Annotated in this window: 23 protein-coding genes, 2 pseudogenes and 1 riboswitch; of the genes and pseudogenes, 14 read left to right on the top strand and 11 right to left on the bottom strand. The window is 69.8% G+C overall.

Annotated elements, in window-relative coordinates; translation table 11 throughout:
* Positions 1 to 26 precede the first annotated feature (26 nt).
* The 8 genes and pseudogenes from G6N60_RS08885 to G6N60_RS08855 all read left to right on the top strand — a co-directional run bounded on the left by G6N60_RS08885 (position 27) and on the right by G6N60_RS08855 (position 7,132).
* On the top strand, positions 27 to 1,133 hold the full coding sequence (locus tag G6N60_RS08885) for a mandelate racemase/muconate lactonizing enzyme family protein (RefSeq protein WP_163735418.1): 1,107 nt from the start codon (positions 27 to 29) through the stop codon (positions 1,131 to 1,133).
* A 4-nt stretch (positions 1,134 to 1,137) separates the two neighbouring features.
* Positions 1,138 to 2,187, top strand: a pseudogene (locus G6N60_RS08880) (cyclic nucleotide-binding domain-containing protein); the annotation flags it as partial.
* 94 nt (positions 2,188 to 2,281) lie between these two features.
* A pseudogene (locus G6N60_RS28870) lies at positions 2,282 to 2,347 on the top strand (hypothetical protein); the annotation flags it as partial.
* A gap of 78 nt (positions 2,348 to 2,425) precedes the next feature.
* A complete protein-coding gene (locus G6N60_RS08875; RefSeq protein ID WP_163735413.1) occupies positions 2,426 to 2,971 on the top strand; it encodes a putative nucleotidyltransferase substrate binding domain-containing protein in 546 nt (181 codons plus the stop codon).
* A complete protein-coding gene (locus G6N60_RS08870; protein WP_163735409.1) occupies positions 2,968 to 3,618 on the top strand; it encodes a 3'-5' exonuclease in 651 nt (216 codons plus the stop codon). The genes G6N60_RS08875 and G6N60_RS08870 overlap by 4 nt, the downstream gene beginning before the upstream one ends.
* Positions 3,615 to 5,126, top strand: a complete 1,512-nt coding sequence (locus tag G6N60_RS08865; RefSeq protein ID WP_163735406.1) for an aldehyde dehydrogenase (NADP(+)) — start codon at positions 3,615 to 3,617, stop codon at positions 5,124 to 5,126. Before G6N60_RS08870 ends, G6N60_RS08865 begins: the two co-directional genes overlap by 4 nt.
* Positions 5,127 to 5,161: 35 nt before the next feature.
* Positions 5,162 to 6,388, top strand: coding sequence for a D-arabinono-1,4-lactone oxidase (locus tag G6N60_RS08860; protein ID WP_163735403.1), 1,227 nt, complete (start codon positions 5,162 to 5,164; stop codon positions 6,386 to 6,388).
* A gap of 72 nt (positions 6,389 to 6,460) precedes the next feature.
* Positions 6,461 to 7,132, top strand: a complete 672-nt coding sequence (locus tag G6N60_RS08855; RefSeq protein WP_163735400.1) for a GntR family transcriptional regulator — start codon at positions 6,461 to 6,463, stop codon at positions 7,130 to 7,132.
* Here G6N60_RS08855 and G6N60_RS08850 read toward each other — a convergent pair.
* Together G6N60_RS08850 and G6N60_RS08845 are read right to left on the bottom strand one after the other, a co-directional pair.
* On the bottom strand, positions 7,092 to 7,670 hold the full coding sequence (locus G6N60_RS08850) for a methylated-DNA--[protein]-cysteine S-methyltransferase (RefSeq protein ID WP_163735396.1): 579 nt from the start codon (positions 7,668 to 7,670) through the stop codon (positions 7,092 to 7,094). The two genes, G6N60_RS08855 and G6N60_RS08850, sit on opposite strands and share 41 nt — an antisense overlap.
* 62 nt (positions 7,671 to 7,732) lie before the next feature.
* On the bottom strand, positions 7,733 to 8,620 hold the full coding sequence (locus G6N60_RS08845) for a LysR family transcriptional regulator (RefSeq protein ID WP_246240487.1): 888 nt from the start codon (positions 8,618 to 8,620) through the stop codon (positions 7,733 to 7,735).
* 115 nt (positions 8,621 to 8,735) lie between these two features.
* On the opposite strand from G6N60_RS08845, the gene G6N60_RS08840 reads away from it, so the two are divergent.
* Both G6N60_RS08840 and G6N60_RS08835 read left to right on the top strand, forming a co-directional pair.
* A complete protein-coding gene (locus G6N60_RS08840; RefSeq protein WP_170312552.1) occupies positions 8,736 to 9,845 on the top strand; it encodes an alcohol dehydrogenase catalytic domain-containing protein in 1,110 nt (369 codons plus the stop codon).
* A 141-nt stretch (positions 9,846 to 9,986) separates the two neighbouring features.
* Positions 9,987 to 10,286, top strand: coding sequence for a DUF4193 domain-containing protein (locus G6N60_RS08835; protein WP_163735390.1), 300 nt, complete (start codon positions 9,987 to 9,989; stop codon positions 10,284 to 10,286).
* A 273-nt stretch (positions 10,287 to 10,559) separates the two neighbouring features.
* Here G6N60_RS08835 and G6N60_RS28125 read toward each other — a convergent pair whose 3' ends face one another.
* The 5 genes from G6N60_RS28125 to G6N60_RS08815 form a co-directional block, all read right to left on the bottom strand.
* The gene (locus G6N60_RS28125; RefSeq protein WP_170312551.1) at positions 10,560 to 10,724 is read right to left on the bottom strand and encodes a hypothetical protein; all 165 of its coding nucleotides are present in this window, start codon (positions 10,722 to 10,724) and stop codon (positions 10,560 to 10,562) included.
* Positions 10,725 to 10,987: 263 nt separating this feature from the next.
* Positions 10,988 to 12,301 carry a sensor histidine kinase gene (locus G6N60_RS08830; protein ID WP_163743692.1) on the bottom strand — a complete coding sequence of 438 codons (1,314 nt, stop codon included), beginning with the start codon at positions 12,299 to 12,301 and terminating at the stop codon, positions 10,988 to 10,990.
* Positions 12,302 to 12,388: 87 nt separating this feature from the next.
* A complete protein-coding gene (nagA, locus tag G6N60_RS08825; RefSeq protein WP_163743690.1) occupies positions 12,389 to 13,534 on the bottom strand; it encodes an N-acetylglucosamine-6-phosphate deacetylase in 1,146 nt (381 codons plus the stop codon).
* A gap of 8 nt (positions 13,535 to 13,542) precedes the next feature.
* Positions 13,543 to 14,328, bottom strand: a complete 786-nt coding sequence (nagB, locus tag G6N60_RS08820) for a glucosamine-6-phosphate deaminase (RefSeq protein WP_163735386.1) — start codon at positions 14,326 to 14,328, stop codon at positions 13,543 to 13,545.
* Positions 14,329 to 14,793, bottom strand: a complete 465-nt coding sequence (locus tag G6N60_RS08815; RefSeq protein WP_163735383.1) for a PTS sugar transporter subunit IIA — start codon at positions 14,791 to 14,793, stop codon at positions 14,329 to 14,331.
* Positions 14,794 to 14,919: 126 nt separating this feature from the next.
* Between G6N60_RS08815 and G6N60_RS08810 the strand changes: the two genes are divergently transcribed.
* The 4 genes from G6N60_RS08810 to G6N60_RS08795 all read left to right on the top strand — a co-directional run bounded on the left by G6N60_RS08810 (position 14,920) and on the right by G6N60_RS08795 (position 20,537).
* The gene (locus G6N60_RS08810; protein ID WP_372511059.1) at positions 14,920 to 16,467 is read left to right on the top strand and encodes a PTS transporter subunit EIIC; all 1,548 of its coding nucleotides are present in this window, start codon (positions 14,920 to 14,922) and stop codon (positions 16,465 to 16,467) included.
* Between the two features lie 95 nt (positions 16,468 to 16,562).
* Positions 16,563 to 17,324, top strand: coding sequence for an SDR family oxidoreductase (locus G6N60_RS08805; protein ID WP_163735377.1), 762 nt, complete (start codon positions 16,563 to 16,565; stop codon positions 17,322 to 17,324).
* Between the two features lie 81 nt (positions 17,325 to 17,405).
* The gene (locus tag G6N60_RS08800; RefSeq protein ID WP_163735374.1) at positions 17,406 to 18,863 is read left to right on the top strand and encodes an aldehyde dehydrogenase family protein; all 1,458 of its coding nucleotides are present in this window, start codon (positions 17,406 to 17,408) and stop codon (positions 18,861 to 18,863) included.
* 149 nt (positions 18,864 to 19,012) lie between these two features.
* Positions 19,013 to 19,118, top strand: a riboswitch (glycine riboswitch).
* Positions 19,119 to 19,154: 36 nt separating this feature from the next.
* A complete protein-coding gene (locus G6N60_RS08795) occupies positions 19,155 to 20,537 on the top strand; it encodes an L-serine ammonia-lyase (protein ID WP_163735371.1) in 1,383 nt (460 codons plus the stop codon).
* Here the strand turns inward: G6N60_RS08795 and G6N60_RS08790 are convergent, their stop codons facing one another.
* From G6N60_RS08790 to G6N60_RS08775, 4 genes are all read right to left on the bottom strand, one after another.
* Complete coding sequence (locus G6N60_RS08790; RefSeq protein WP_163743688.1) at positions 20,538 to 21,455, bottom strand: CE1 family esterase; 918 nt, start codon at positions 21,453 to 21,455, stop codon at positions 20,538 to 20,540.
* Between the two features lie 36 nt (positions 21,456 to 21,491).
* Positions 21,492 to 21,905, bottom strand: coding sequence for a DUF5313 domain-containing protein (locus G6N60_RS08785; RefSeq protein WP_163735368.1), 414 nt, complete (start codon positions 21,903 to 21,905; stop codon positions 21,492 to 21,494).
* 13 nt (positions 21,906 to 21,918) lie between these two features.
* A complete protein-coding gene (locus G6N60_RS08780) occupies positions 21,919 to 22,383 on the bottom strand; it encodes a MarR family winged helix-turn-helix transcriptional regulator (RefSeq protein WP_372511058.1) in 465 nt (154 codons plus the stop codon).
* Between the two features lie 109 nt (positions 22,384 to 22,492).
* Positions 22,493 to 22,987: a MarR family winged helix-turn-helix transcriptional regulator gene (locus G6N60_RS08775; RefSeq protein ID WP_197746924.1), complete on the bottom strand. Its 495-nt coding sequence runs from the start codon at positions 22,985 to 22,987 to the stop codon at positions 22,493 to 22,495.
* Positions 22,988 to 23,078: the final 91 nt, after the last annotated feature.

The following is a 23,078-nucleotide window of genomic DNA, read 5'->3' as shown; positions in this document are numbered from 1 at the left end:
GGTTGCCCGAGAAAGGAAGCGAGTTCGTGAAGATCACCGGTGTCGACGTCTACCGCTACGACGTGGGCTACGCCCATGGCGTGTACGTGATGTCGGGTGACCGGGCGGCGGCCACCGAGGACGGCACCCTGGTACGCATCCGCACCGACGAGGGTCTGGACGGCTGGGGCGAGATCACCACCCTCGGGGCCACCTATCTTCCGACCTTTCCCGCGGGCATCAGGGCCGCGCTCGGTGAGTTGGCGCGGGCGGTGCTCGGCTCGGATCCGACCAACCTGAACCAGATTCACGCGACCATGGACGCCACGCTGATGGGCCAGACATTCGCGAAGAGCGCGATCGACATCGCGTGCTGGGACCTGCTCGGCAAGAGCGTCGGATTGCCGATCTCGGCGCTGCTCGGCGGCGTACTGAACGACGACTTCGCGCTCTACGAGGCCGTGCCGCTGGGTACGCCGGCCACGATGGCCGAGTTCGTCACGGCGCGCCGCAGCGCCGGCATCAACCGGTTTCAGCTGAAGGTGGGCAACCACCCCCGCGATGACGTCGCACGGGCGAAGGCGTGCGTCGAGGCCGGTGACGGCAATACCGTGGTCGTGGCCGACGCGAACGGCGGCTGGAACGTCGCCGACGCCCAGATCGCGTTGCGCGGTATGGAGGAGCTGCCGATCTTCGTCGAACAGCCCTGCCGCACTACCACGGATTCCATTCTGGCCCATGCCCATTCGACCCTGCCCCTGGTGCTGGACGAGTCGATCGTCGACTCGGCCGGGGTGTTTCGGGCGAAGTACGAGGCGCGTGCCGCATCGATCAACATCAAATTCGGCAAGCTGGGCGGTCTGTCGAACGCGGCGCGGATGCGCGATCTCACCCAGGAGCTGAATCTGCTGGTGTCCGTGGAGGACATGTGGGGTGGTGACGTAATCACTGCTGCGACCAGTCATCTCGCCGCGAGCACCCGCACCGAGGCACTGCTCATGACCCCGTTCTTCAACGATTGGACCGACGGCCACGTCGCGGGCCACCTGCCCCGCTCGGTCGATGGGCGCGGGTCGGCGCCCACCGGCCCTGGGCTCGGCATCACCGTCGACGTCGGCAGGCTCGGCGAGCCGCTGACCGTCGTCGAGTTTTGATGCCGTGAAGGAATTCCTCGACTTCCTCGGCGCGCAGTCCCCCTACGACCGCCTCGACGACCTCGACCTGAACCGTCTCGCCAAGGCGGTCGACGTGGAGTACTTCGTGGCGGGCACGGTGATCGTGGAGGCCGAAGCCGCTCCACTGGACTGTCTCTACGTGGTGCGGGTCGGCGCGGTGGAGATCGTCGACCGCGGGCGCGTCACCGACGTCCTCGGCCCGGGGGAGACCTTCGGCCACATCTCGGTGCTGTCCGGTCTGCCCCCGCCCCTGCAGGTTCGCGCCGCCGAGGACACGCTCTGCTACCGGTTGCCCGATCCGCGGACGCTGCTGGCCCACCCCGAGCGCCTGCGATTCGCCCACTACGGCGGGTTGGTGGCCAGGGAACGCCTGCTCAACCCGGCGGACGCCGCGGCGCGACTGGAACGTCCCATCGGCAGCGTGGCGCACCCGATCACGTGGTGCGAGGCCGACGACTCGATTCGCACCGTCGCGGCGACCATGACCGAGGCGGGCCGGTCGTGCGCACTGTTCCTGCGCGACGGCCAGATCGGCATCGTCACCGACGACGACTTCCGCCGCCGGGTGGCGACGGGTGAGATCGGCGTGGACGCCCCCATTTCGGCGATCGCGAGCACCCCGGCGATCGCGATGAGCGTCGACCGCACCGTCAGCACGGCCTATCTGTTCATGGTCGAGCAGGGCATCCACCACCTCGTCGTGGTCGACGCGGTCGGCACCGCCGTCGGCGTCGTGCGGGTCGTGGACATGGCGGCGGCGGAGGTCCGCAACCCACTGGTGATTCGCTCCGCCGTCGCCGGGGCGACGACGATGGACGAGCTCGTCGAGGCGTGCCGCCTGCTGACCCCCACGACCGTCGAGCTGTGGGACGCCGGCCTGCCCGTCGAACACGTCGGCGCCCTGCTGTCGGCGATGATCGAGGCGATCTACCGCAAGATCATCGAATTCCATTCGACGACATCACCATTGGCGGAGTTGGATTGCGCGTGGCTGCTGATGGGTTCCCTCGGCCGCCGCGAGCCGCTGCCCAATTCCGACGTCGACACCGCGTTGGCGTGGGCCGTGCGGGGCACGTCCGACATCGAGTACACCCGCGAGCAGGTGGCCGCGGCGACCGCCCCCGCTGATGACCGCCCTGACCCGGTGCGGGCTGGCCACGTGTCCACAGGGGCTCAACGCCTCGACGCCGCTGTTCAACCGCTCGCAGCGGCAGTGGCGCGAGATCGCCGACGTGTGGCGGGCACACCCGGACAACGTGGACTATTTGTTGATGGCCTCGACGGTGCTCGACGCCCGGCCGATCACCCGGCCCGTCCTGATCCAGCCGCTGCGCAGCGCACTCGTCGGTGGCCTCGGCCGTGACGGCTTCACCAGGGCGTTGAGTCGCTTCTCGATGACCGACCGACCGCCGAGCGGCTTCGTCCGCGGGTTCGTCGTCGAGCACTTCGGGGAGCAGAAGGGCCACCTCAACCTCAAGAAGTCCGGGCTGCGGCCGGTGGCCTCCTTGGCGCGTGCCCTGGCGCAACGGACCGGCGACCCAACGGGTTCCACGCCGCAACGGCTCGAGCGCGCCCAGCGCAGCGGCCTGCTCACCGCCGACGAGGCCGATGCGCTGACGGGCGCCTTCAGCCTCTGCTACCACCTGGTCTTCGACAGCCAGATCGCCGCGATCAAGGTGGGCGCGCCGGTGGCGTCGTCGATCGACCCCGCCACGTTGGACCCGCTCGAGCGACGCCACCTCAGGAATGCGTTCCGCACGATCAACGGCATCCAGGAACGGTTGAGCCGCAAGTGGTTCGACTACGAGGGTCGGTGAGCGTGGCGACCGACTGGACGCGTCGCCTGCGTCGGCCGCGCCGGTCCGCCGCGGCCGACGTCGACTGGCGCGCCGACACGTTCGTGGTGATCGACCTGGAGACCACGGGCCTCGACGCCCGCCACGATCACGTCGTGTCCTACGGCGCGGTGCCGATCCGCGCCGGGCGGGTCATGACGTCGGAGTCGGTCTATGGCCTGGTGCACGTGCCCGGTGACGTGCCGGGCAGCTCGATCATGTTCCACGGTCTGCGGACCCAGGACCTCGACGGCGCACCCCCGCTGGCGGACTGCGTCGCGACCCTGGACGGCCTCATCGGCGAGCATCCCGTGGTCGCGCACTGCGCATGGATCGAACGGTCGTTCTTGCGCAAGGCCTTTCGACGTTCATACCTGAGCTTCACGAGTGCGATGATCGACACCGCCGTCCTGGCCCGCCGCGTGCTGGAGGTGGAGTTGGACCCCGGGCAGGCGGTGTCGCTCGAATACGCCGCGACCGAACTCGGTCTCCCCGTGCACTCCCCGCACCACGCCCTCGGCGACGCCGTCACCACGGCGAGCCTGTTCCTCGCGCTGGCCGGCCGGCTCGAGCGCGACATCAGCCTGACCACCGCCCACCTGATCGCCCTGTCGGAAGGATCGTCATGACGGACACCGTCGCAGTCTTCGGAACCAATCCCCGCACCGGTGCGAAACTCCCACCGGTCGCCGTCGAGACCACTGGCGCCGAGGTGGCCGCGCTCGTCACCGCGGCGGCCGCATCGGCTCCGGGGCTGGCGGGGCTGGACCGCGCGGCGCGCGCGCACGTGCTGGACGCGGTCGCCGACGGCATCGAGGACCACCGCGACGAACTCATCGAGATCGCCTCTGCCGAAACGGGATTCACCACCGCCAAGCTGGCGGGTGAGCTCACCCGCGCGGCGTTCCAATTCCGCTTCTTCGGCGACGTCGTGCGCGAGGGCAGCTACCTGGAGGCGGCGATCGACCCGGCCGCCGAGACCCCGATGGGGCCGCGGCCGGATCTGCGACGCATCCTCACGGCGATCGGACCCGTAGCGGTGTTCGGGTCGAGCAACTTCCCGTTCGCGTTCTCCGTGCTCGGCGGCGACACCGCGTCGGCGCTCGCGGCCGGTTGCCCCGTCGTGCTGAAGGCGCACCCGTCGCACCCCGCGACCTCACAGCGGTCCTTCGAGGTCCTCGCGACGGCCGTGCCGGACGGTGCCGTCGCCATCGTCCACGGCACCCAGGCCGGGATCGCGCTGGTGGCGCAGCCCGCGATCAAGGCCGTCGGCTTCACCGGATCGCTGCGCGGCGGCCGGGCACTGCTCGACGTCGTCAACGCCCGCGACGAACCCATTCCCTTCTACGGCGAGTTGAGCAGTCTCAACCCCGTCGTCGTCACACCGGCGGCGGCAGCCGAACGCGCCGAGGACATCGGTGCGGGTCTGGTCGGCTCGTTCACTCTCGGGTCGGGTCAGCTCTGCACGAAGCCCGGCTTCGTGCTGGTGCCCGACTCCGCCGAGGGGGATCGCCTCGTCGCCGCCGTGCGAGCCGGGGTGGTGCAATCCTCGGACCACGTGCTGCTGAACGAGGGCATCCACGCCGCCTACGCCGCGGAGACAGCTGCCCTGCGGGGCCGGGCGGACGTGCGTACCACCACGGGGCCGGGTGGTGACGGCGCCGGGTTCGCCGTGGCGCCAATGGTTGTCGAGACGGCGCTGGCCGAATTGGACCCGCACCTCGTGCACGAGGTGTTCGGCCCCGTGACGGTCATCGTCAGGTACCCGGCTGGCGCCGTGATCGATTCGGCGACAACGGCTTTGGAGAGCCTGCCGCCGTCGCTGACGGCGACCGTGCACCACAGCGAGTCCGACGACGCGCTCACCGCACTCACCGCGCTCGCGTCGGCCCGGGCGGGCCGCGTGGTGTTCAACGCCTTTCCCACCGGCGTCGCGGTGTCGTGGGCGCAGCACCACGGCGGTCCGTGGCCGTCGACGAACGCGTTGCACACTTCGGTGGGCGCCACCGCCATCCGACGTTTCCTGCGGCCGGTGACCTACCAGAACGCACCCGCGCACGTGCTACCCGCAGAACTGCGCGACGGCTACGACCGCATCCCGCGCCGCATCGACGGCGTGCTGCATCCTGCAGGGTAGTATCTTACCGATTACATCTTACGGAGAGGCGACTCATGACCAGGCAGACCGGTGGCCACTGGGACAACTGGGGCGGCAACCAGGGTTTCGACTACGACGAGTTCGTCGACGCCGCAACGGAGGACGACGTCGTCCGGGCCGTCACCCGCGCGGCCTCCACGGGACGCGGCGTCAGAGTCGCGGGCAGCGGCCATTCGTTCACCCCGATCGTGCAGACCGACCACACCCTGGTGACCATGGAGCGCCTGACGGGGCTCGTCACCGCCGACGACGTCACCCTGCGCGCGAGGCTCCGCGGCGGGACGCGACTGTGGGACGTCGGCGCGCCCCTATGGGAACACGGGATGGCGCTGGCCAATCAGGGTGACATCGATGCCCAGTCGATCGCGGGCGCCATCGCGACCGGCACCAAGGGTTCCGGGCCCGCGTTCGGCAACCTGTCGTCGATGGTGCGTGGCGTCCGGCTGGTCGACGGATCAGGTGAGATCGTCTCGATCACCGAGGACGACGACGACGCGTTGCACGCCGCTCAGGTGTCGATCGGCATGCTCGGGGTGTTCCTCGAACTCGACCTGCAGGCCGTGCCCGCGTACAAGATTCGGGAACAGAACGCCGTCCTACCGTTCGACGAGGTCGACGCCAACTGGGCTCGGTTCCTCGCCGACTACCGCCACTTCTCGTTCTGGTGGATGCCGACACCCGCGTCGTCGGCCATGTACGACCTCGGCACGGTGCCGCAGGATCACTGCGTCGTCAAACTGCTCAGCGAGGCGCCTGCGGACGCCGACGACGTCGACGCCGAACCGGGCGCCAGGACCGGTCGCGCCCACCTCATCTATCCCGACGCCACCACCGAGGCCCGTTTCCACGAGCTCGAGTACATGGTGCCCGCCGACCGCGGTCGCGAGGCGCTCGACGTGGTGCGCGACCTCATGCTGACGCGGCACCCCGAGCAGATCTCCCCGGTTCAGGTCCGGTGGCAACGGGCCGACGAGGCGTACCTGTCGGCGCAGTATCAGCGGGACACCATGTCGCTGTCGGTGTCGGGGCAGGTGGGCACCGTCTACGAACCGTTCCTGCGCGAACTGGATCGCGTGCTGCAGCCGTTCGACGCTCGCCCGCACTGGGGCAAGGTGCACTTCCTCACCCGCGATCGCGTCGAGGCCCTCTATCCGCGGTACGACGACTTTCAGCGTCTCCGCAAACAGTTCGACCCCAGCGGCATCTTCCTCAACCCACACCTGCGCGCACTGTTTGGTTGACACTCGGCCGCCACCAGGCCTCTGACGCTGTGTACGACGTAACATAGTACGTTCACCGCGATCGGAGGCACGATGCTCAGCAACACCCCCAGCCTCAAGCGCGCGAGCCTGCGGGACCAGGCGCTGGCCGTGCTCCGCGAAGGCATGGTTTCCGGTGAACTGGCGCCGGGCGAGATCTATTCGGTCACCGCACTAGCGAATCAGTTGGGCGTCTCGGCCAGCCCCGTCCGCGAAGCGATGCTGACACTGGTGAACCAGGGACTGATGGAGCCGATCCGCAACCGCGGATTTCGCGTCCTGCCGATCGACGACTCGGATCGCCGGGAGATCTTCGAGTTACGGGTGCTGCTCGAGATTCCGGCCATGGAGAAGCTCGCGGGCAACGACGCCATCACCGCCGAATACGCGAAGCACGCGGCCGTGGCCGCCGAGATCGTCGACGCCGCCCGCGACGGTGACCTCATCGACTATCTCGACGCCGACCGCCGCTTCCACATGGGCCTGCTCGCACACACCACCAACGAACGCCTTCTCGAGCTCGTCGACGGGCTACGCGACCAGACCCGGCTGTTCGGCCTGAAGGAACTCTCCGACCGCGGCACCCTCACCGCGTCCGCCGAGGAACACCTGCCGATCCTCGACGCCATCGTGGCAGGCGACGCCGAGAAGACGCGCACGCTGATGCTGCGCCACCTCGAACACATCAAGGGTGACTGGGGCGACGCCCCGCTGCCTCCAGCGTGAGCAGCGTGCGTTTGGCGTCGACGCCGCCGAGGTAGCCGCCCAGGGCGCCGTCGCTGCGCACCACCCGGTGACACGGCACGACGACGGGGAGCGGGTTGGTGGCGCAGGCGCTGCCGACCGCGCGCACGGCCTTCGGGTTTCCGGCCAGTTGGGCGACGGCGGCGTAGCTCGCGGTGCGTCCGTAGCCGATCTCGGGCAGGTGCCGCAGCACGGTGGCGCGAAACCCCGACGACAGCCGCCAGTCCAGCGCGACGTCGAACGTCGTTCTCGCACCGGCGAAGTACTCGTCGAGCTCTCGTGCCATGGCGTCGAGACGGCCCGGTGCGGCCGACACTCGCGGGCTGATCCGGTCGGCCAGGTGCTGCAGCACGTCGTCGTGCCCCTCCACCGCGAACGCGACGCGGACGAGACCGACGTCGGTCGCCGCGACCAGCAGCGGTCCGAGCGGGCCGTCGACGGTGCGGTAGACGACGTCGACGATGCCGTCGCGTTCGGCGTCGGCCAGCGCATCGACGGCTCGGCCGGTCACGGTTGCCATGGTCGGGTCTCCTCCCTGGTCGGTCTCGTCCAGTAGACGGGAACGACGGCGTGCACGCGCGATCAGCTGGGATGTCCGTTGCGCAGGGCGTCGACGACGGCCACGACGGCCTGCGACGGCCGGCCGGGCAACCGCGCGACCAGGGCCCTGCGGCGTTCCTCGGGTCCGCCCTCGACGCGCATCAGCTGCACGCCGTCGGGCAGGACGTCGGCCAGACTCGGCGAGATGGTGGTCATACCGCATCCGGCGGCGACGAGCTGGAGCTTGGTCAGCCAGTCTCTGGCCGTGTGGGCGATGCGCGGGCGTCCCGCCACCCCGGGCCACACCCCCATCAGCGGGTCACCGCCACTGGCCGGGCTCGCGATCCAGTCGACGTCGGTGAGTTCCTCGACGCGGACGGACGCCCGACCCGCGAATCGACCCGTCGCCGGCGCGGCGAGCACCAGACCGGTTTTGTCGATCACCTCGACCACCAGCGCGGGTAGTTCCGCGTCGGGGGCGCGGTAGGGCGCCCTGGCGGAGATCACCGCGAGGTCCAGGGTGCCCGCCCGCAGGGCCCGCACCAGCGCCGGCGTGGTGCCCTCGCGGGTGGTCACCCGAATGTCCTGCCTGCGCTCGCGCAGCGCCCGCAGGGCGCGGGGCAGCAGGAACGCACCGGCGCTGATGAACGCACCCACCCGCACCTTGTGCACGTCGGGTGCCGCGCCGTCGAGTTCGGCTGCGGCAGCGTCGATTTCATCGAGTGCGACGCGCGCGTGCCGGAGCAGGATGAGCCCGCCGTCGGTGAGCCGCACCCCGCCGCGGTGACGTTCGAAGAGTGCGACGCCCGCCTCGCGTTCGAGTGCGGCGACCTGACGTGACACCGCGGACTGCGTATAGCCGAGCTCCGCAGCGGCGGCGGTGAAGCTCCCCCGTTCGGCGGTCGCGCGCAGGACGCGCAGAGCGGTCATCGACGGTTCCATGCTCATACGTCATACCACCCATGCGCAACTGTCGGCATCCGCATGGCATGGCCACGCGTTCGCGACGCGTTGTCCCCGGCATCGACGACGAAGGAGAGAACTCGTGCTTGCCGCCCTGCTCGAACGCTTTGGAACGCCACTGACCATCACCGAGGTCGAGGACCCGCAGATCGGGACGGGCGAGGTCCTCGTCGACGTCCTGGCCACGTGCATCCCGCCCTATGCCGCCGAGGTGTTCAGCGGCGCCCGCCGGTATCCCCTTGAGCCACCGGTCATCTCGGGCGTGGGGGCGATCGGCCGGGTGGTGCGCACCGGCCCCGACGCCACCCGGCTGCACCCCGGTGACCTGGTGTGGTGCGACGCGACGGTGCGATCGCGGGACGACGCCGCGGCGCCCGACATCACCCTGCAAGGCTGGAGTTCGGCGGGCGAGGGCGGGCTGACGTTGTCGCGCTACTTCCACGACGGGCCGTTCGCGCAGCGGATGCGGGTGCCGACCGAGAACGCCGTCGCACTCGGCGACGTCGACCTGGCCGACGTGGCGCGGTGGTCGGCCCTCGGCATCCTGCTGGTGCCCTACGGCGGCCTGCTCGCCGCGGATCTGCAGGCGGGCGAGACGGTCGTCGTCAGCGGCGCCACGGGCAACTTCGGCAGCGCGGGCGTGGCGGTCGCACTCGCGATGGGCGCCGCCTGCGTGGTGTGTCCCGGTCGCAACGCCGCCGTACTGCGGGACCTCGAATCGCGGTTCGGCAAGCGGATCCGGACGGTCACCCTGACCGGGGACGGTGAGGCGGACCGGGCGGCGATACAGGCTGCGGCCCCCGCGGCGGTCGACGTCGTGCTGGACCTGCTGCCCCCGAGCGCGGGCACCGGTCCGGTGCGGGCAGCGGCGCTGACGGTGCGTCCCTATGGCCGCATCGTCCTGATGGGTGGCGTCGGAATGCTCGGCGGTGACGATCTCGCGCTGCCCTACCCGTGGCTGATGCGCAATTCGGTGACGGTGCGCGGCCAGTGGATGTATCCACGGATGGCCAACCACCAGCTGATCGCCATGATTCGCAGTGGCGTCCTCGACCTGTCCCACGAAGCGGTGACGGTGTTTCCGCTCACGGCTGCGAACGAGGCGGTCGAGCACGCCGCGGCGCACGGTCTGCCCTTCCAACGGACCGTCCTGGCGCCGTCGGGAGACCTCGCAGGGGAGGCTCAGACCTAAGGCCACAGTGAGATTCGGCTCATCCGGCCCCCGCATGCGCGGCAATCGCGACCCCGGGCGTTTCGGCCCCCTGGGGCGTGGGAACATCCTGGCCACTGCTCACGTTGTGAGGACGCCAACACAGCTCCCGGAAGGACGAATATGGCCACTGATTACGACGCGCCCCGCCAGAAGGAAACAGACGACGTCGTCGATGAGTCGCTCGAACAGCTGGCCGGTCGTCGCAACGACGCCGCGACCGCGGTGCTCGACGTCGACGACGGCGACGAACTGGAGGACTTCGAGCTTCCGGGCGCCGACCTGTCCGGTGAGGAATTCACCGTCCGCGTCATCCCGAAGCAGCGCGACGAGTTCACCTGCTCGAGCTGCTTCCTGGTGCAGCACAGCCACCGCCTGGCCCGCCACGTCGGCGACCGGCTGATCTGCACCGACTGCGCCTGACCCCGGGCCGGCTCGGACGCCCCGGTCGACCGGCAACGGTCGGCCGGGCGTCATCGCCTCGGTCCCGTGGCGGCCCGCCGCGCCCAGGTGTGTACGGCGCCTCGCCGACGGCAGCCGCCGTGCCGAGGTAGCCGCGATCACCGGGGCGGCGTTCGTTCCTCTTCGAGAGCTGTGCGACGGCACCGTCCATTGGCATCCAACCTCATCACGACAACGAGAAGGGGCACCCGCAGTGCGGGTGCCCCTTCTCAGTTGCGTCCTGTGACAGGCGGTCTAGCCGTGTGCCTGGGTGCTGACCGACGGCGTCGACTGGCTCGTCTGGTTCTGCTGGTTGGCCCAGATGTTGTGGCTGAGGTCGGCCTGAGCCGGCGCTGCGAGTCCTACGACCGCCGCGACCAGTCCACCTGCGACGATGCCAGCGAATCCGAACTTCTTCATGGTGATGCCTTCTTCTTCATTATTTAGGTGTAAGTCGTATCGCGGTTGGTGCGATTCGACCCGGTAGCTCGGTGGTATCTCCGACCCAATGGGTGAAACCGATTGACCCCCCGGGACATTCCCGAACCGGGCGGCCCATTCCGCCGGTCGGCGGCCGGCGAGGGCCGCGCGCGGCAGGTCCGACCAAAACGCCTGTTGGACGGCGGCTTTGGCGAACCGGCCGCCGTCTCCGACGCCCAGTCACGCGCGCGGTGTGGTCACCATCACGAGCTGGGCAGGCGCAGCAGTAGCCGCGCGCCCCCGAGGGGGCTGACGTCGAGCTGCGCGGTCCCCCGGTGCAATTCGGCCTGCTGTGCGACCAACGCCAAACCGAGACCCGAGCCCGACCGTGACGCGGTGCTGCCGCGGGCGAACCGTTCGAAGACCGCTGCGCGCTCTTCCTCGGGGACGCCCGCCCCATCGTCGTCGACCGCTATCTCGACGCCGGCGCTCGAGCTGACGACGCTGAGGCGGATCTCGGTGGCGCCGCCGTGCTTGACGGCGTTGGCGATGGCGTTGTCGATCACCAGCCGCAGCCCGGCGGGCAGACCCACGATCAACTTCGACGGCGACGGCGTCAGGGTCACCCGCAGACCCGGATAGATCCGCGCGGCGTCGTGCGCCGCCCGGTCGAGCATTTCGGTGACGTCGAACGCCACGAAGTCGTCGGTCGTCGTCAACTCGCCCTGGGCGAGCCGCTCCAGCGCCGTCAGCGTCGCCTCGATCCGGCCTTGCGTGCGCACGACGTCACCGATCACCTCGTCGCGCTGCTCGGGCGCCAGGTCCAGGGTCGAGAGCACCTCGAGGTTGGTGCGCATGGCGGTCAGGGGCGTCCGCAATTCGTGCGAGGCGACGGCGGCGAAGTCGCGCGCGGACTCCAGCGCCGCCCTGGTGCGCTGCTGCTCCCGGCCGATGCGCGCCAGCATGCCCTCGACGGCCTCGGCGATCTCGACGGCCTCCCGCACGCCGCGCACCTGCACCTCGTCGGGCATCGACTGGGCGTTGATCGCGCGGGCCTGCTGGGCCAGCAGGCGGAACGGGTTGATCATCAGCAGCGAGATGACGTAGCCGACGAGCACGGTGCCCAAGATGACGCCGCTGCAGATCAGCAGGACCCTCAGGTGCAGCTCGTCGATACGGTGCTGCGTCTCGGCCACGGGTGCCCCGAGCGCAATGGATCCCACCCCGGCGCTGAACGTGCGCACCCGGTACTGCACGCCCCCGATCTCGGTGGTGGCGTAGCCGTCGGGCAGCACGGGCAGCACGACGTCGCTGGGCACCGAGACCGTGATGCCGCCGATCCTCGCGGTGCGCACGACGTTGCCGTCCGGCATGGGCTGGGAGGCGGTGTTCGCCGGCGTGCTGTTCAGCAGATCGCTCACGTTGCCGAGGCTGCTGACCGAATCCAGCCGCCGGTCGAGTTGGCTGTACTGGTCGTCGGTCACCCCGACCCACACCCACGTGCCGAGGACGAGCACCAGCACGATGACCGCCAACGCGGCCACCACGACGATCGCCCGCAGCGACAGCACGCGAATGAGCGGGCGCAGCAACCGGTACACCCGGTCGTTGAGCTCCACTATCGCTGCCACGGAAGCAGTCCCGGGCCGGTCACCGCCACCACGTTACTGATCGGGGGCCACCATCCACGATCCGCCGCGCAGCACGCGCGCCACGCGCAGGTCCTCGTCGAGCACCACGGCGTCGGCCGCAGCGCCGGGTGTCAGACCACGACCGGGCAGTCCCAGCGCCCGGGCGGGGTTGAGCGACGCCTGCGCGACGGCGCACCGCAGAGCGTCGTCGCGGGGCAGGCCCGCGTGCTCGACGGCGAACCGGAACACCGCGTCCATCGTCGCGGTGCTGCCTGCGATGGTGTCGGTGCCCGCCACCGTGGCCACCCCGTCGACGACGTCGACCTCCAGCGGGCCCAGGCCGTACCGGCCGTCGGTCATGCCGGTCGCGGCCATCGCGTCGGTCACCAGCGACACCCTGTCGGGGCCTGCGCTGCGCACGACGTGGCGGTAGACGGCGGGGTGGACGTGAACGCCGTCGGTGATCACCTCGACCGTCACCCGCGGATCCTCGAGCAGCGCGACGATGGGACCCGGCTCCCGGCGGTCGATCGGGCGCATGGCGTTGAACAGGTGTGTGGCCACGGTGGCTCCGGCGTCGATCGCCACCGCCGTCTGGGCGTAGGTGGCCTCGGTGTGGCCGATCGCGGCGACCACGCCCGCGCCGACGATCCGGGCGATGGCGTCGAGCGCACCCTCGCGTTCCGGCGCGAGGGTCACCATGCGCACGGCCCCCCGGCCCGCCCGCAGCACGCGGTCGATCTCCCCCGGGTCGGGGTCGCGCATCAGGTCCGGCTGGTGGGCGCCGCACCGCGCGGTCGACAGCCACGGCCCCTCGAGGTGGATTCCGTCGATGCGGCCGGCGTCGACGTCGTCGGCCAATGTCGTTACCTGCCTGAGCATTTCGTCGGGGGCCGCGGTGACGAGGGAGGCGATCAGCGCCGTGCTGCCGTGCGCGCGGTGCACGTTCACCGCGGTTTCGGTCGCGGTGGACGAGGCGGCGCAGAAGTCGACCCCGCCACCGCCGTGCAGGTGGGTGTCGACGAACCCCGGCATGACCGTCACCGCTCCGAGGTCGTGATCGGCGACCCGTGGCGCCGCTCCCCCTCCGATGGCCCGAACGACGCCGTCGGCGACGTCGATCCAGCCGGGCCGCAACAGGTCTCGGCCCGTGAGCACCGTGTCGGCGGTCAGGAGCATGGCGGCGCTCAGATGCCTTGCCAAGCGGGTTTGGAGCGGTAGGTCTCCCGGTAGTAGTCGATCAGTTGGAGCCGGCGGGCGGCGGCCTCGTCGAGCAGCACCGTCACGTGCGGATGGTGCTGCAGGATGGTCGCCGGCCACATCGCGCTGACCGGTCCCTCCACCAGGTGGTGCACCGCCTCGGCCTTGCTGCGGCCGGTCGCCACCAGGATCAGATGCCTGGCCTCCATGATGGTTCCGAGCCCCTGGGTCAGACAGTGGGTCGGCACCGCGTCCAGGTCGCCGCCGAAGAAGCGGGCGTTGTCGATGCGCGTCTGCTTGGTCAGCGTCTTGATGCGCGTGCGGGACGCCAGCGAGGAACCGGGTTCGTTGAAGCCGACGTGCCCGTCGGTGCCGATGCCGAGGATCTGGAGGTCGACGCCCCCGGCCGCCCTAATCGCCTCCTCGTAGGCCGCGCACGCCGCAGGCACGTCGCTCGCCGCGCCGTCGGGCCCCTGCACCGCCCCCGGGGCGAAGTCGACGCGCGAGGCGAAGACGGTGTCGATGACGGTCCGGTACCGCTCGGGGTGGTCGATCGGCAGCCCGACGTACTCGTCGAGGGTGAAGCCGCGCGCCTGCCGGAACGAGACCAGCCCGGCGTCGTAGCGCGCCGCCAACTCGTCGTAGATCGCCAGCGGTGACGACCCGGTGGCCAGCCCGAGAACGGCGTCGGGCCGGCGGTCGAGGAGGGCGACGATGGCGTCGGCGGCGATGTCTCCGATCTCCGCGGCGTCCTGGCAGACGACGACCTCCATCTAGCTGTTCACCGTGAAGAGGTCTGTGCCACAGGCGATCTCGGTGCCGACCGACTCGGCCGGCACGACGTTGCCCTCCTCGCGTTCGTCCATCACCACGACGGGCACGACGGGGCGCAGTCCCTTGGCGACGATCGCGGGCACGTCGTAGGTGACGATGCGCTGCCCGGCGCTGACCTGGTCGCCCTGTTCCACGTGCACCGTGAAACCCTCGCCCTTGAGCGCGACGGTGTCCAGTCCGAGATGGACCAGGACGCCGACGCCGTCGGCGGTCATGACGACGTAGGCGTGCGGCAGGAGCCGGACGATGGCGCCGCCGACCGGGGCCACCGCATCGAGGACCTGGTGCGGCGGTTCGATCGCGGCGCCGTAGCCGACCATCCCCTGCGAGAACACCGGATCGGGCACGTCTCGAAGCGCGATCGCGCGGCCGGGCACCGGGGCAAGGATTCGTGTCGGACTCATGCGCCCAACAATACGAGGGCCGATCAAGCGGGTCTCGCAGTCACGTCTTCTCGTCTAAGCTCTCCCGCAGCCTGGGCGGCGCCCGGCCGGCACGGCGAAGAAGGGGCTTCGAGGATGAATGAAACCATGAATGACCCTGCGGCACAGCCCAAGTCGGGTCTACGCATACCGGGGTTCGCGCAACTGCAGCGCCTCGGCAAGAGCCTCATGCTGCCGATCGCGGTGTTGCCCGCGGCGGGAATCCTTCTGCGCCTAGGTCAGGACGATCTGCTCGGCAGGATAAAGGCGCCCGTCATCGGACCGTTCTTCCACGCCATGAGCGCGGCGGGCGATGCCATCTTCAGCAATCTGCCGTTGCTCTTCGCGGTCGGTGTCGCCATCGGATTCGCCAAGAAGGCAGACGGTTCCACCGCGCTGGCCGCCGTCGTCGGCTACCTGGTGGTGCAGGCCGTGTTCAAGACCATGTCGCCGATCGTGCTGGCCGGACAGGTCGACAAGGCGGGCGAGCAGGCGCAGATCAACTACAGCGTCTTCGCGGGCATCGTCGTCGGCGTGCTCACCGCGTGGCTCTTCGATCGCTACCACACCATCCAATTGCCTTCGTATCTCGGTTTCTTCGGCGGCCGCCGCTTCGTTCCCATCGTGGTATCGCTGGCGTGTCTGTTCCTGGCGTTCGCGATGAGCTACTGCTATCCGCTCTTCGATGCGGGCCTGACCGGTCTCGGCGAGTTCATCGGCGGCTCCGGCGCGATCGGCGCGTTCGTCTACGGCTTCGCCAACCGCATGCTGATCCCGGTCGGCCTGCACCACATCGTCAACTCGTACGTGTGGTTCATCTACGGCGACTACCGGGCTCCCGACGGCAAGGTCGTCACCGGCGAACTCACCCGCTTCGCCGCCGGTGATCCGTCGGCAGGTCTCCTCACGTCGGGCTTCTTCCCCATCCTGATGTTCGGCCTGCCCGCGGCCGCGCTCGCCATGATCCACGTGGCGAACAAGAAACAGCGCAGGGTCGCGGTCGGCATCCTCTCCGCCGCCGGCCTGACGGCGTTCCTGACGGGCGTGACCGAACCGCTGGAGTTCGCCTTCATGTTCGTGGCGTTCCCGCTGTACGTCATCCACGCCGTCCTCACGGGTCTGTCGCTGGCGATCGCCTACCTGCTGGACATCCACCTCGGGTTCTCGTTCTCGGCGGGACTGATCGACCTCCTGCTCTACGGCACCGCCCCGGCGGCCAAGAACGTCCCGCTGCTGATCGGCATGGGCGTGGTCTTCTTCGTCGTCTACTACGTCCTGTTCCGCTTCGCGATCACTCGGTGGAACATGCGCACGCCCGGCCGGGAACCCGACGACGAGTTCGAGACCGAGGAGCAGGCCAACCTCGGCGACGGCACCGACGCCGCCACGGTCGTGTCGCCGACGACCCCGACGACCGCACCGACCGGCAGCACGGCCGAGCAGCTCATCGACGCCTTCGGCGGCCGGGCCAACCTCGTCACCGTCGACGCCTGCATCACCCGGCTGCGCATGGAGGTGGCCGACCCCGGCAAGGTGGATCAGGCCCGGTTGAAGAGCCTGGGAGCGGCTGGCGTTATCGAGGTCGGCAACAGCGTCCAGGCCGTCTTCGGCACCCAGGCGGAGGCCCTGAAGAACGACATCACCGCGATCCTCTGACGGCCGGGCGGACGGCCCGCGGGTCAGCAAAGGCCGCCCGCCGCCGAGGCCCTAGGGTGGTAACGGTATTGCCGTTATCGAGAAGGTGGTTTCCGGTGAGTGCTGCACACGAGGCGTCGAAGGGTCTGCGTCTGCTCGTCGTCGGGGCATCGTCGGGCATCGGCCACGCGGTCGCCGCCAGCGCGGCCACCCGCGGCGCCAAGGTGGCCGTCGCCGCCCGCCGGATGGACCTGCTGACCAAGCTCGCCGACGACATCGGCGGCACGGCCTTCGAGCTCGACGTCGAGGACTCCGCGGCCATCACGCGCGTGGTCGACTCCGCCGCCGACGTGCTCGGCGGACTCGACGCCGTGGTCTTCACCAGCACCGTCGTGCCGATGGCCCACATCGAGGACACCGACGTCGCGACCTGGATCCACGCCTTCAGCGTCAACACCCTCGGCGCCAACGGCGTCGTGCGCGCCGCACTGCCGCACCTGTCGGAGAACGGCGTCGTGCTGGTCGCCTCCAGCAATGACGTCGGCAGGCCGCGGGCCGGCGTGGCGGCCTACGACGCCAGCAAGGCCGCCCTCGAGGAGATCCTGCGATCGTGGCGCGGCGAGCATCCCGAACTCTGCATCGTGCGCGTCGGCATCGGGCCCACCCAGGACACCGAGATCCTGCGCGGCGCCGACCGCGAGCTGCTGGCGCAGCTGTTCGAGTCGTGGGTGGCGCACGGCCAGCTCCCGGCTCAGATGTCGGCGCTCGAGGACGTCGCGGACGCGCTGGTGTCGCTGGTCGACCTCGCCTACCGCAACCCGACCGTCGTTCCGGAGGTCGTGCAGCTGGCGCCGCGGATCCGCACGCGAGACGCCTGAGGGCTGCGACGCTTGACCCCGCCGAGCCGCGGGTGCTAAGCAAGTGCTCAGCAATACGCCGACGACGGGAAGAGAGCACCGATGACGCTGCAGGACGTATTGGACGACATTCGCAAGCGCCCCGGCACGGGTGACGTCATCCCGATCATCGACCCCGTCACCGAGGAACAGCTCACCGAATTCACCGACTGCGGCGCCGCAGGGGTCGACGAGGCGGTCGCCCGCGCCAAGGCGGCGTTCGAGGCGGAGGTCTGGTCCGGGCTGCCGGGCGCCGAGCGGGCCAAGGTCATGTGGCGCATCGCCGACCTCATCGACGAGCACGCCGCCGAGTTCGCCGAGATCGACTCCGCCAACACCGGCATGATGAAGATGCAGTCCGAGCTCGTCGTCCCCACCTGCGCGGAATTCTTCCGCTACTACGCAGGCTGGTGCACGAAGATCAACGGCACCGCCTACGACGTGAGGTCCACCGGCATCGCCGGAGCGGGGTACGTCGACCATCACGCCTACACGCTCAAGGAGCCCTACGGCGTCGTCGGGCTGATCTTCCCGTGGAACGGACCCATCTTCAACGCCTGCGCCAAGATCGCCCCCGCGCTCGCCGCGGGGTGCAGCAGCTTGGTGAAACCCGCTGAGGAGACACCCCTTTCGGCCCTGCTGCTGGACCGGTTGATCCACGAGGCCGGCGTGCCCGACGGCGTGGTCAATCTCATCACCGGCTACGGTCACACCGCGGGCGCAGCGATCAGCGCCCACCCCGACGTCGAGAAGGTCGCCTTCACCGGGTCCACCGAGGTCGGCAAGATGATCGTGCAGGCCTCGACGGGCAACCTCAAGAAGGTCATGCTCGAACTCGGCGGCAAGTCACCGGTGCTCATCTTCGACGACGCCGACCTCGACAAGGCGATCTTCGGCGCGGCGATGGGCATCTTCGTCCACTCCGGCCAAGGGTGCGTGTGCGGTTCGCGGATCTTCGTCCAGCGCGGCGTGTACGACCAGGTCGTCGAGGGCATCGCCGGGGTCGCGAACTTCATGAAGTACGGCGGGCCCACCGAGGAGGGCGTCATGAGCGGGCCCCTGATCAGCGCCAAGCAGCTCAGTCGCGTCCTCGGCTACATCGACGAGGGCAAGCGCGACGGCGTCGAGGTGGTGACCGGCGGCTTCCGCCTCGACCGCAAGGGCTACTTCGTGCACCCGACGGTGCTCACCAACGTCGACCCCGCCACCAGCAGGCTGTACAAGGAGGAGATCTTCGGGCCGGTGGTCTCCATCATCCCGTTCGACGACGAGGACGAGGCCGTCGCGATGGCCAACGACACCACCTACGGTCTGGCGGCCACCGCCTGGACGACGAACGTCACGCGCGCCCATCGGATCGTCAAGCGGCTGCAGGCCGGCAGCGTTCAGATCAACTGCCAGCTGGTGTTCGACCACGACGTGCCGTTCGGCGGGTACAAGCAGTCGGGCTGGGGCCACGAGTTCGGCAAGGACGGCCTCGACGCCTACCTGAAGCAGAAGACGGTCTGGGCTCAGCTCTAAGAAGGCACAGCTCTCGCCACCGGGACGGATCGCGGGTAAGTTACTGCGGACAACTCAATAGCCGTCAACGCACAGCGGGAGATCCCGACGTCGGGTGCCGTAGGAGCAATGTCCTCCCCAGGAATCTCTCAGGCCCAATACCGCAGTGCCGAGGCAACTCTGGAGAAAGCGCGGACCGAATCCGCGCTTACCGAAGGTGAATGGTGCGCTCCGGCGTCGCCGAAACTCTCAGGTCACCAGGACAGAGCGGGGAGGTGACCCGTCCCCGCAGACGAGAGGTTCACCGTGCCCATGACCATCAGCGTCTTCGAGCTGTTCTCGATCGGCATCGGCCCGTCGAGTTCACACTTCGTCGGTCCGATGCGCGCCGCGGTCCGCTTCGCCGAGGAATGCACCCGACGCGACCTGGTCGGCACGACAGCTACCGTGGCAGTGGACCTGTTCGGGTCGCTGGCCGCGACCGGCGCCGGGCACGGCACCATGGCGGCGATCCTGCTGGGGCTGGAGGGTTTTCATCCCGAGACCATCGACACCGACGAGATGGAGGCGCGGCTGGCGACCGTGCGCGAGCAGGGCTGGATCAGCTTCGCCGGCACCCAGCGCATTCCCCTGACCGAGGATGCGATGACGTTGCGCCCGTTGACCGTTCACGACCGGCACGCCAATGCCATGACCCTGAGCGCGCTCGACGCGCACGGGCGCGAGCTGCATGCCCGCACGTACTTCTCCGTCGGCGGCGGATTCGTCGTGACCGCCGACGACGAGGCCGCCGAGCCCGCGCCCGCCGACGTCCCGCTGGCATTCGCGAGCGCTGAGGAGCTGCTGCGGATCGCCGAGACGCACGACCTGTCGGTCAGCCAGATCATGCTCGCCAACGAATGCGCCACCAGATCCGAGGACGACGTGCGCGCGGGACTGCTGCACGTCTACGACGTCATGGTGCAGTGCCAGCGCAAGGGCATCGAGCGCACCGGTGAGCTACCCGGCTCGCTCGGCGTGCGTCGGCGGGCCCACGAGTGGCACGAACGCCTCGCACTCGACGACCCCGACCGCGACGTGGCGTTCGCCGAGGACTGGGTCAACCTCGTCGCGCTCGCCGTCAACGAGGAGAACGCCTCGGGCGGGCGGGTGGTCACCGCGCCGACGAACGGTGCGGCGGGCATCATTCCGGCCGTTCTGCACTACGCACTGCACTACACCCGGCAGGGCCGCGCCGACCGCGACGGCACCGTCGTGCGGTTCCTCCTCACCGCGGGCGCGGTCGGGTCGCTGTTCAAGCAACGCGCGTCGATCTCGGGCGCCGAGGTCGGATGCCAGGGCGAGGTGGGGTCCGCGGCGGCCATGGCCGCGGCCGCGCTCGCCGAAATCCTCGGTGGCACACCGCAACAGGTCGAGAACGCCGCGGAGATCGCCATGGAGCACAGCCTGGGGCTGACGTGCGATCCCATTGCCGGGCTGGTGCAGATCCCGTGCATCGAGCGCAATGCGATCTCGGCGGGCAAGGCGATCAACGCCGCCCGAATGGCGTTGCGCGGGGACGGCTTTCACCGCGTCAGCCTCGATCAGGTCATCGAGACGATGCGGGCGACGGGCCTGGACATGAACTCCAAGTACAAGGAGACGTCGACCGGCGGGCTGGCCCTGCACGTTCCGGTCAACCGCGTGGAGTGCTGATCACCTGCCGTGCGCGGCGAAGAACTGCGCACTGGCCAGCGATGCGTCCGTCCCCGTCGTGGTCGGTCCGACGTCGGGCAGCGCGAAGCTCCCCGACGGCCACGTGTGGCCGCCGCCATCGATGCGGATGAACACCGCGGCCGTGCCGGGCGCGCAGCCGACCGAGCTGAAGCGGTGCAGGTCGGTGCCGTCGCCCGTGGCGGGCAGCACGTCCTCGACCGGCGCGTCGGCGCACCCGTCGATCGCGCGCCACCGCGCCGCCAGCTCGGGTGCGGAGAGGATGTCACTCGCCCCGCCGCGACCCACCATGCCGCCGCCGCCGAACGGCACGACGGGGTCGGCGGTGCCATGGAACTGCAACACCGACACCGGTTGCGACGGTGCGCACGGCACGTTGGAGCCCAGCGTTCCCGACACCGGAGCGATCGCCGCGACGACGTCGGCCCGGTCGCAGGCCAGCCGGTCGACCATGAACGCACCGGCCGACATGCCCGTGGCGAAGACGCGCCCCGGTGGGATGCCGTAGTCCTGGACGAGTCGGTCGCGCAGCGCGACGAGGAAGCCCACGTCGTCGAGGCCCTGACGGTCGGGGGTCGAGGCACCGCGTCCGTCGGCCCAGCTCTCGTCGATGCCGTCGGGGTAGGCGACGACGAAGCCCATGGCATCGGCAGCGGCGTCGTAGTTCGAGACGGCCTCCTGCGCGGCGCCGGTCTGGCCCGCGCCGTGCAGGTTGAGCACCAGGCCCGACGGGTGAGCGTCGGCGGCCGGGGTGTGGACCAGGTAGGTGCGCGTCAACCCGCCGTAGTCGAGCTGGCCGCTGGTGGTGCCCGCGGCCGCGGCGAGCCCCGTCGACCCGAGGACGCCGCCGAGAACGGTGAGGACGACGAGCAGGAGGCGCAGCAGGCAGCTCACGGCAATGAGCCTACGGCCGAGACCGCAAACGGGTGCGCCGCGCTAGAACGGGCTGCTGTTCGCCTGGAACTTGGCCGACTCCGGGCGCGGACCGAACCGGCGCACGTAGTCCTCGTGCAGCCGCGCATCGCGCTGGCGCCGGATGGCGTCGACGAGGTTGGGGTCCAGCCCGTGCTGCGCGAGCCGGTGACGCCGCCAGATCTTGTTGAGCGCCATCGACATCAGCAGCGCCCAGACGTAGATCGGCACCGTCATCTCCAGGTGCACGTAGAGCGACGCAGGCAGCAGCCACAGCGGCGCGAGGACGAGCAACGGCGGGATGGCCATCCGGATCATGTGCCTGCGCACCGCGCCGTAATCGGCCAGATCGTGGGCGACCCACTCCTTCATCGAGGCGGGCAACCGCCGGCCGTAGGAGTAGCCGAGGTACTGCAGGGGGTTGGGGCGGTCGGTCATGGGTCCTCCTCGATCAGACGGCGGCAGCGTCGGCCGCGAGCGCGGCGGCGTTGATTCGGGTCAGCACGCTGCGCAGTTCCTCGAGCTCGGTCATCGCGACGCCGAGTCGTGCGACGACCGCCGGCGGGATCTCCAACGCCCGCGTGCGCAGGGCTCGCCCGTCAGCCGTCAACTCGACGTGGGTGGCTCGCTCGTCGGAGGAACTGCGGGTGCGCGTGATCAGACCGAGCGCCTCTAGCCGCTTGAGCATCGGCGACAGCGTGGCCGAATCCATCTGCAGCGCAACGGCGATCTGCTTGACGGTCAGCGGCGGTCGATCCGAGGTGCGGTGTTCCCACAGTGCGAGCATCGCCAGGTACTGCGGGTGCGTCAGGCCCAGGGGTTCGAGCAGGGGGCGGTACACGGCCAGCACGGCCCGATTGGTCACCGCCAGCGCGAAGCACACCTGCCGTTCGAGGGCCAGTACGTCGGTCGTCACGGTTTCCATCGTACGCTTTCCATCGTACGCTAATCGTTAGGGCCCTAACATTCCGAGCCGGCGCCGCCCAGCCGACCTCGGCCGGCTACGCACGGGCCGGAACGACCGCCTAACTCGGGTCGTAGCGGTGGTAGGTCACCGCCATGGCGCCGTCGGGGTCCAGGCGGCCCAGGATGGCCTCGGCAATGACGGCCAACTGGTCGATCTGCTCGGGCGTCAGCGCATCGATGACGAGGTGCCGCACGTGCGCGGCGTGACCCGGCGCGGCCGCACGGACCTTCCGCCATCCCGCGGCGGTGAGCCGGGCGTTGGTGGCGCGGGCGTCGTGCGCGTCGGAGTATCGCTCGACCAGGCCGCGCTCCTCCAGCCGCCGCACGACGTGCGACAGCCGGGGTGGGGTCGAATTCGTCTGCGCCGCAAGTGCACTCATCCGGAGCGTGCGCTTGGGCGCCTCCGACAGCATGGCCAGCACGAAGTATTCGAAGTGCATGAGGTCCGCGTCGCGCCGCAGCTGCGCGTCGAGAGCACCCGGCAGCAGTTCGAGGACGGAGGCGAGCCGCACCCAGGCGGCCAGCTCGGCGCGGTCGAGCCCCTTGGCGTTCACCCAACCATCATCGCATGATGGTTGTAGCTACAACTGACTTTCTGCTACGGTTTTGCCGGTAGCGTCGACTACCTTCCCGACGGAGGTGCAG

It is taken from the genome of Mycolicibacterium madagascariense, assembly GCF_010729665.1.
GTDB classification, from domain to species: Bacteria; Actinomycetota; Actinomycetes; order Mycobacteriales; family Mycobacteriaceae; genus Mycobacterium; species Mycobacterium madagascariense.
Note: the sequence above shows the minus strand (reverse complement) of the source record. Positions and strands in the feature narration are given on the sequence as shown.

Bases quoted from the DNA above. Each gene is read 5' to 3' on its own strand.
- G6N60_RS08875 (WP_163735413.1), top strand. From the start codon at position 2,426: ATGGCCTCGACGGTGCTCGACGCCCGGCCGATCACCCGGCCCGTCCTG.
- G6N60_RS08865 (WP_163735406.1), top strand. From the start codon at position 3,615: ATGACGGACACCGTCGCAGTCTTCGGAACCAATCCCCGCACCGGTGCG.
- G6N60_RS08860 (WP_163735403.1), top strand. From the start codon at position 5,162: ATGACCAGGCAGACCGGTGGCCACTGGGACAACTGGGGCGGCAACCAG.
- G6N60_RS08855 (WP_163735400.1), top strand. From the start codon at position 6,461: ATGCTCAGCAACACCCCCAGCCTCAAGCGCGCGAGCCTGCGGGACCAG.
- G6N60_RS08850 (WP_163735396.1), bottom strand. From the start codon at position 7,670: ATGGCAACCGTGACCGGCCGAGCCGTCGATGCGCTGGCCGACGCCGAA.
- G6N60_RS08845 (WP_246240487.1), bottom strand. From the start codon at position 8,620: ATGACCGCTCTGCGCGTCCTGCGCGCGACCGCCGAACGGGGGAGCTTC.
- G6N60_RS08835 (WP_163735390.1), top strand. From the start codon at position 9,987: ATGGCCACTGATTACGACGCGCCCCGCCAGAAGGAAACAGACGACGTC.
- G6N60_RS28125 (WP_170312551.1), bottom strand. From the start codon at position 10,724: ATGAAGAAGTTCGGATTCGCTGGCATCGTCGCAGGTGGACTGGTCGCG.
- nagA (WP_163743690.1), bottom strand. From the start codon at position 13,534: ATGCTCCTGACCGCCGACACGGTGCTCACGGGCCGAGACCTGTTGCGG.
- nagB (WP_163735386.1), bottom strand. From the start codon at position 14,328: ATGGAGGTCGTCGTCTGCCAGGACGCCGCGGAGATCGGAGACATCGCC.
- G6N60_RS08815 (WP_163735383.1), bottom strand. From the start codon at position 14,793: ATGAGTCCGACACGAATCCTTGCCCCGGTGCCCGGCCGCGCGATCGCG.
- G6N60_RS08810 (WP_372511059.1), top strand. From the start codon at position 14,920: ATGAATGACCCTGCGGCACAGCCCAAGTCGGGTCTACGCATACCGGGG.
- G6N60_RS08800 (WP_163735374.1), top strand. From the start codon at position 17,406: ATGACGCTGCAGGACGTATTGGACGACATTCGCAAGCGCCCCGGCACG.
- G6N60_RS08795 (WP_163735371.1), top strand. From the start codon at position 19,155: ATGACCATCAGCGTCTTCGAGCTGTTCTCGATCGGCATCGGCCCGTCG.
- G6N60_RS08785 (WP_163735368.1), bottom strand. From the start codon at position 21,905: ATGACCGACCGCCCCAACCCCCTGCAGTACCTCGGCTACTCCTACGGC.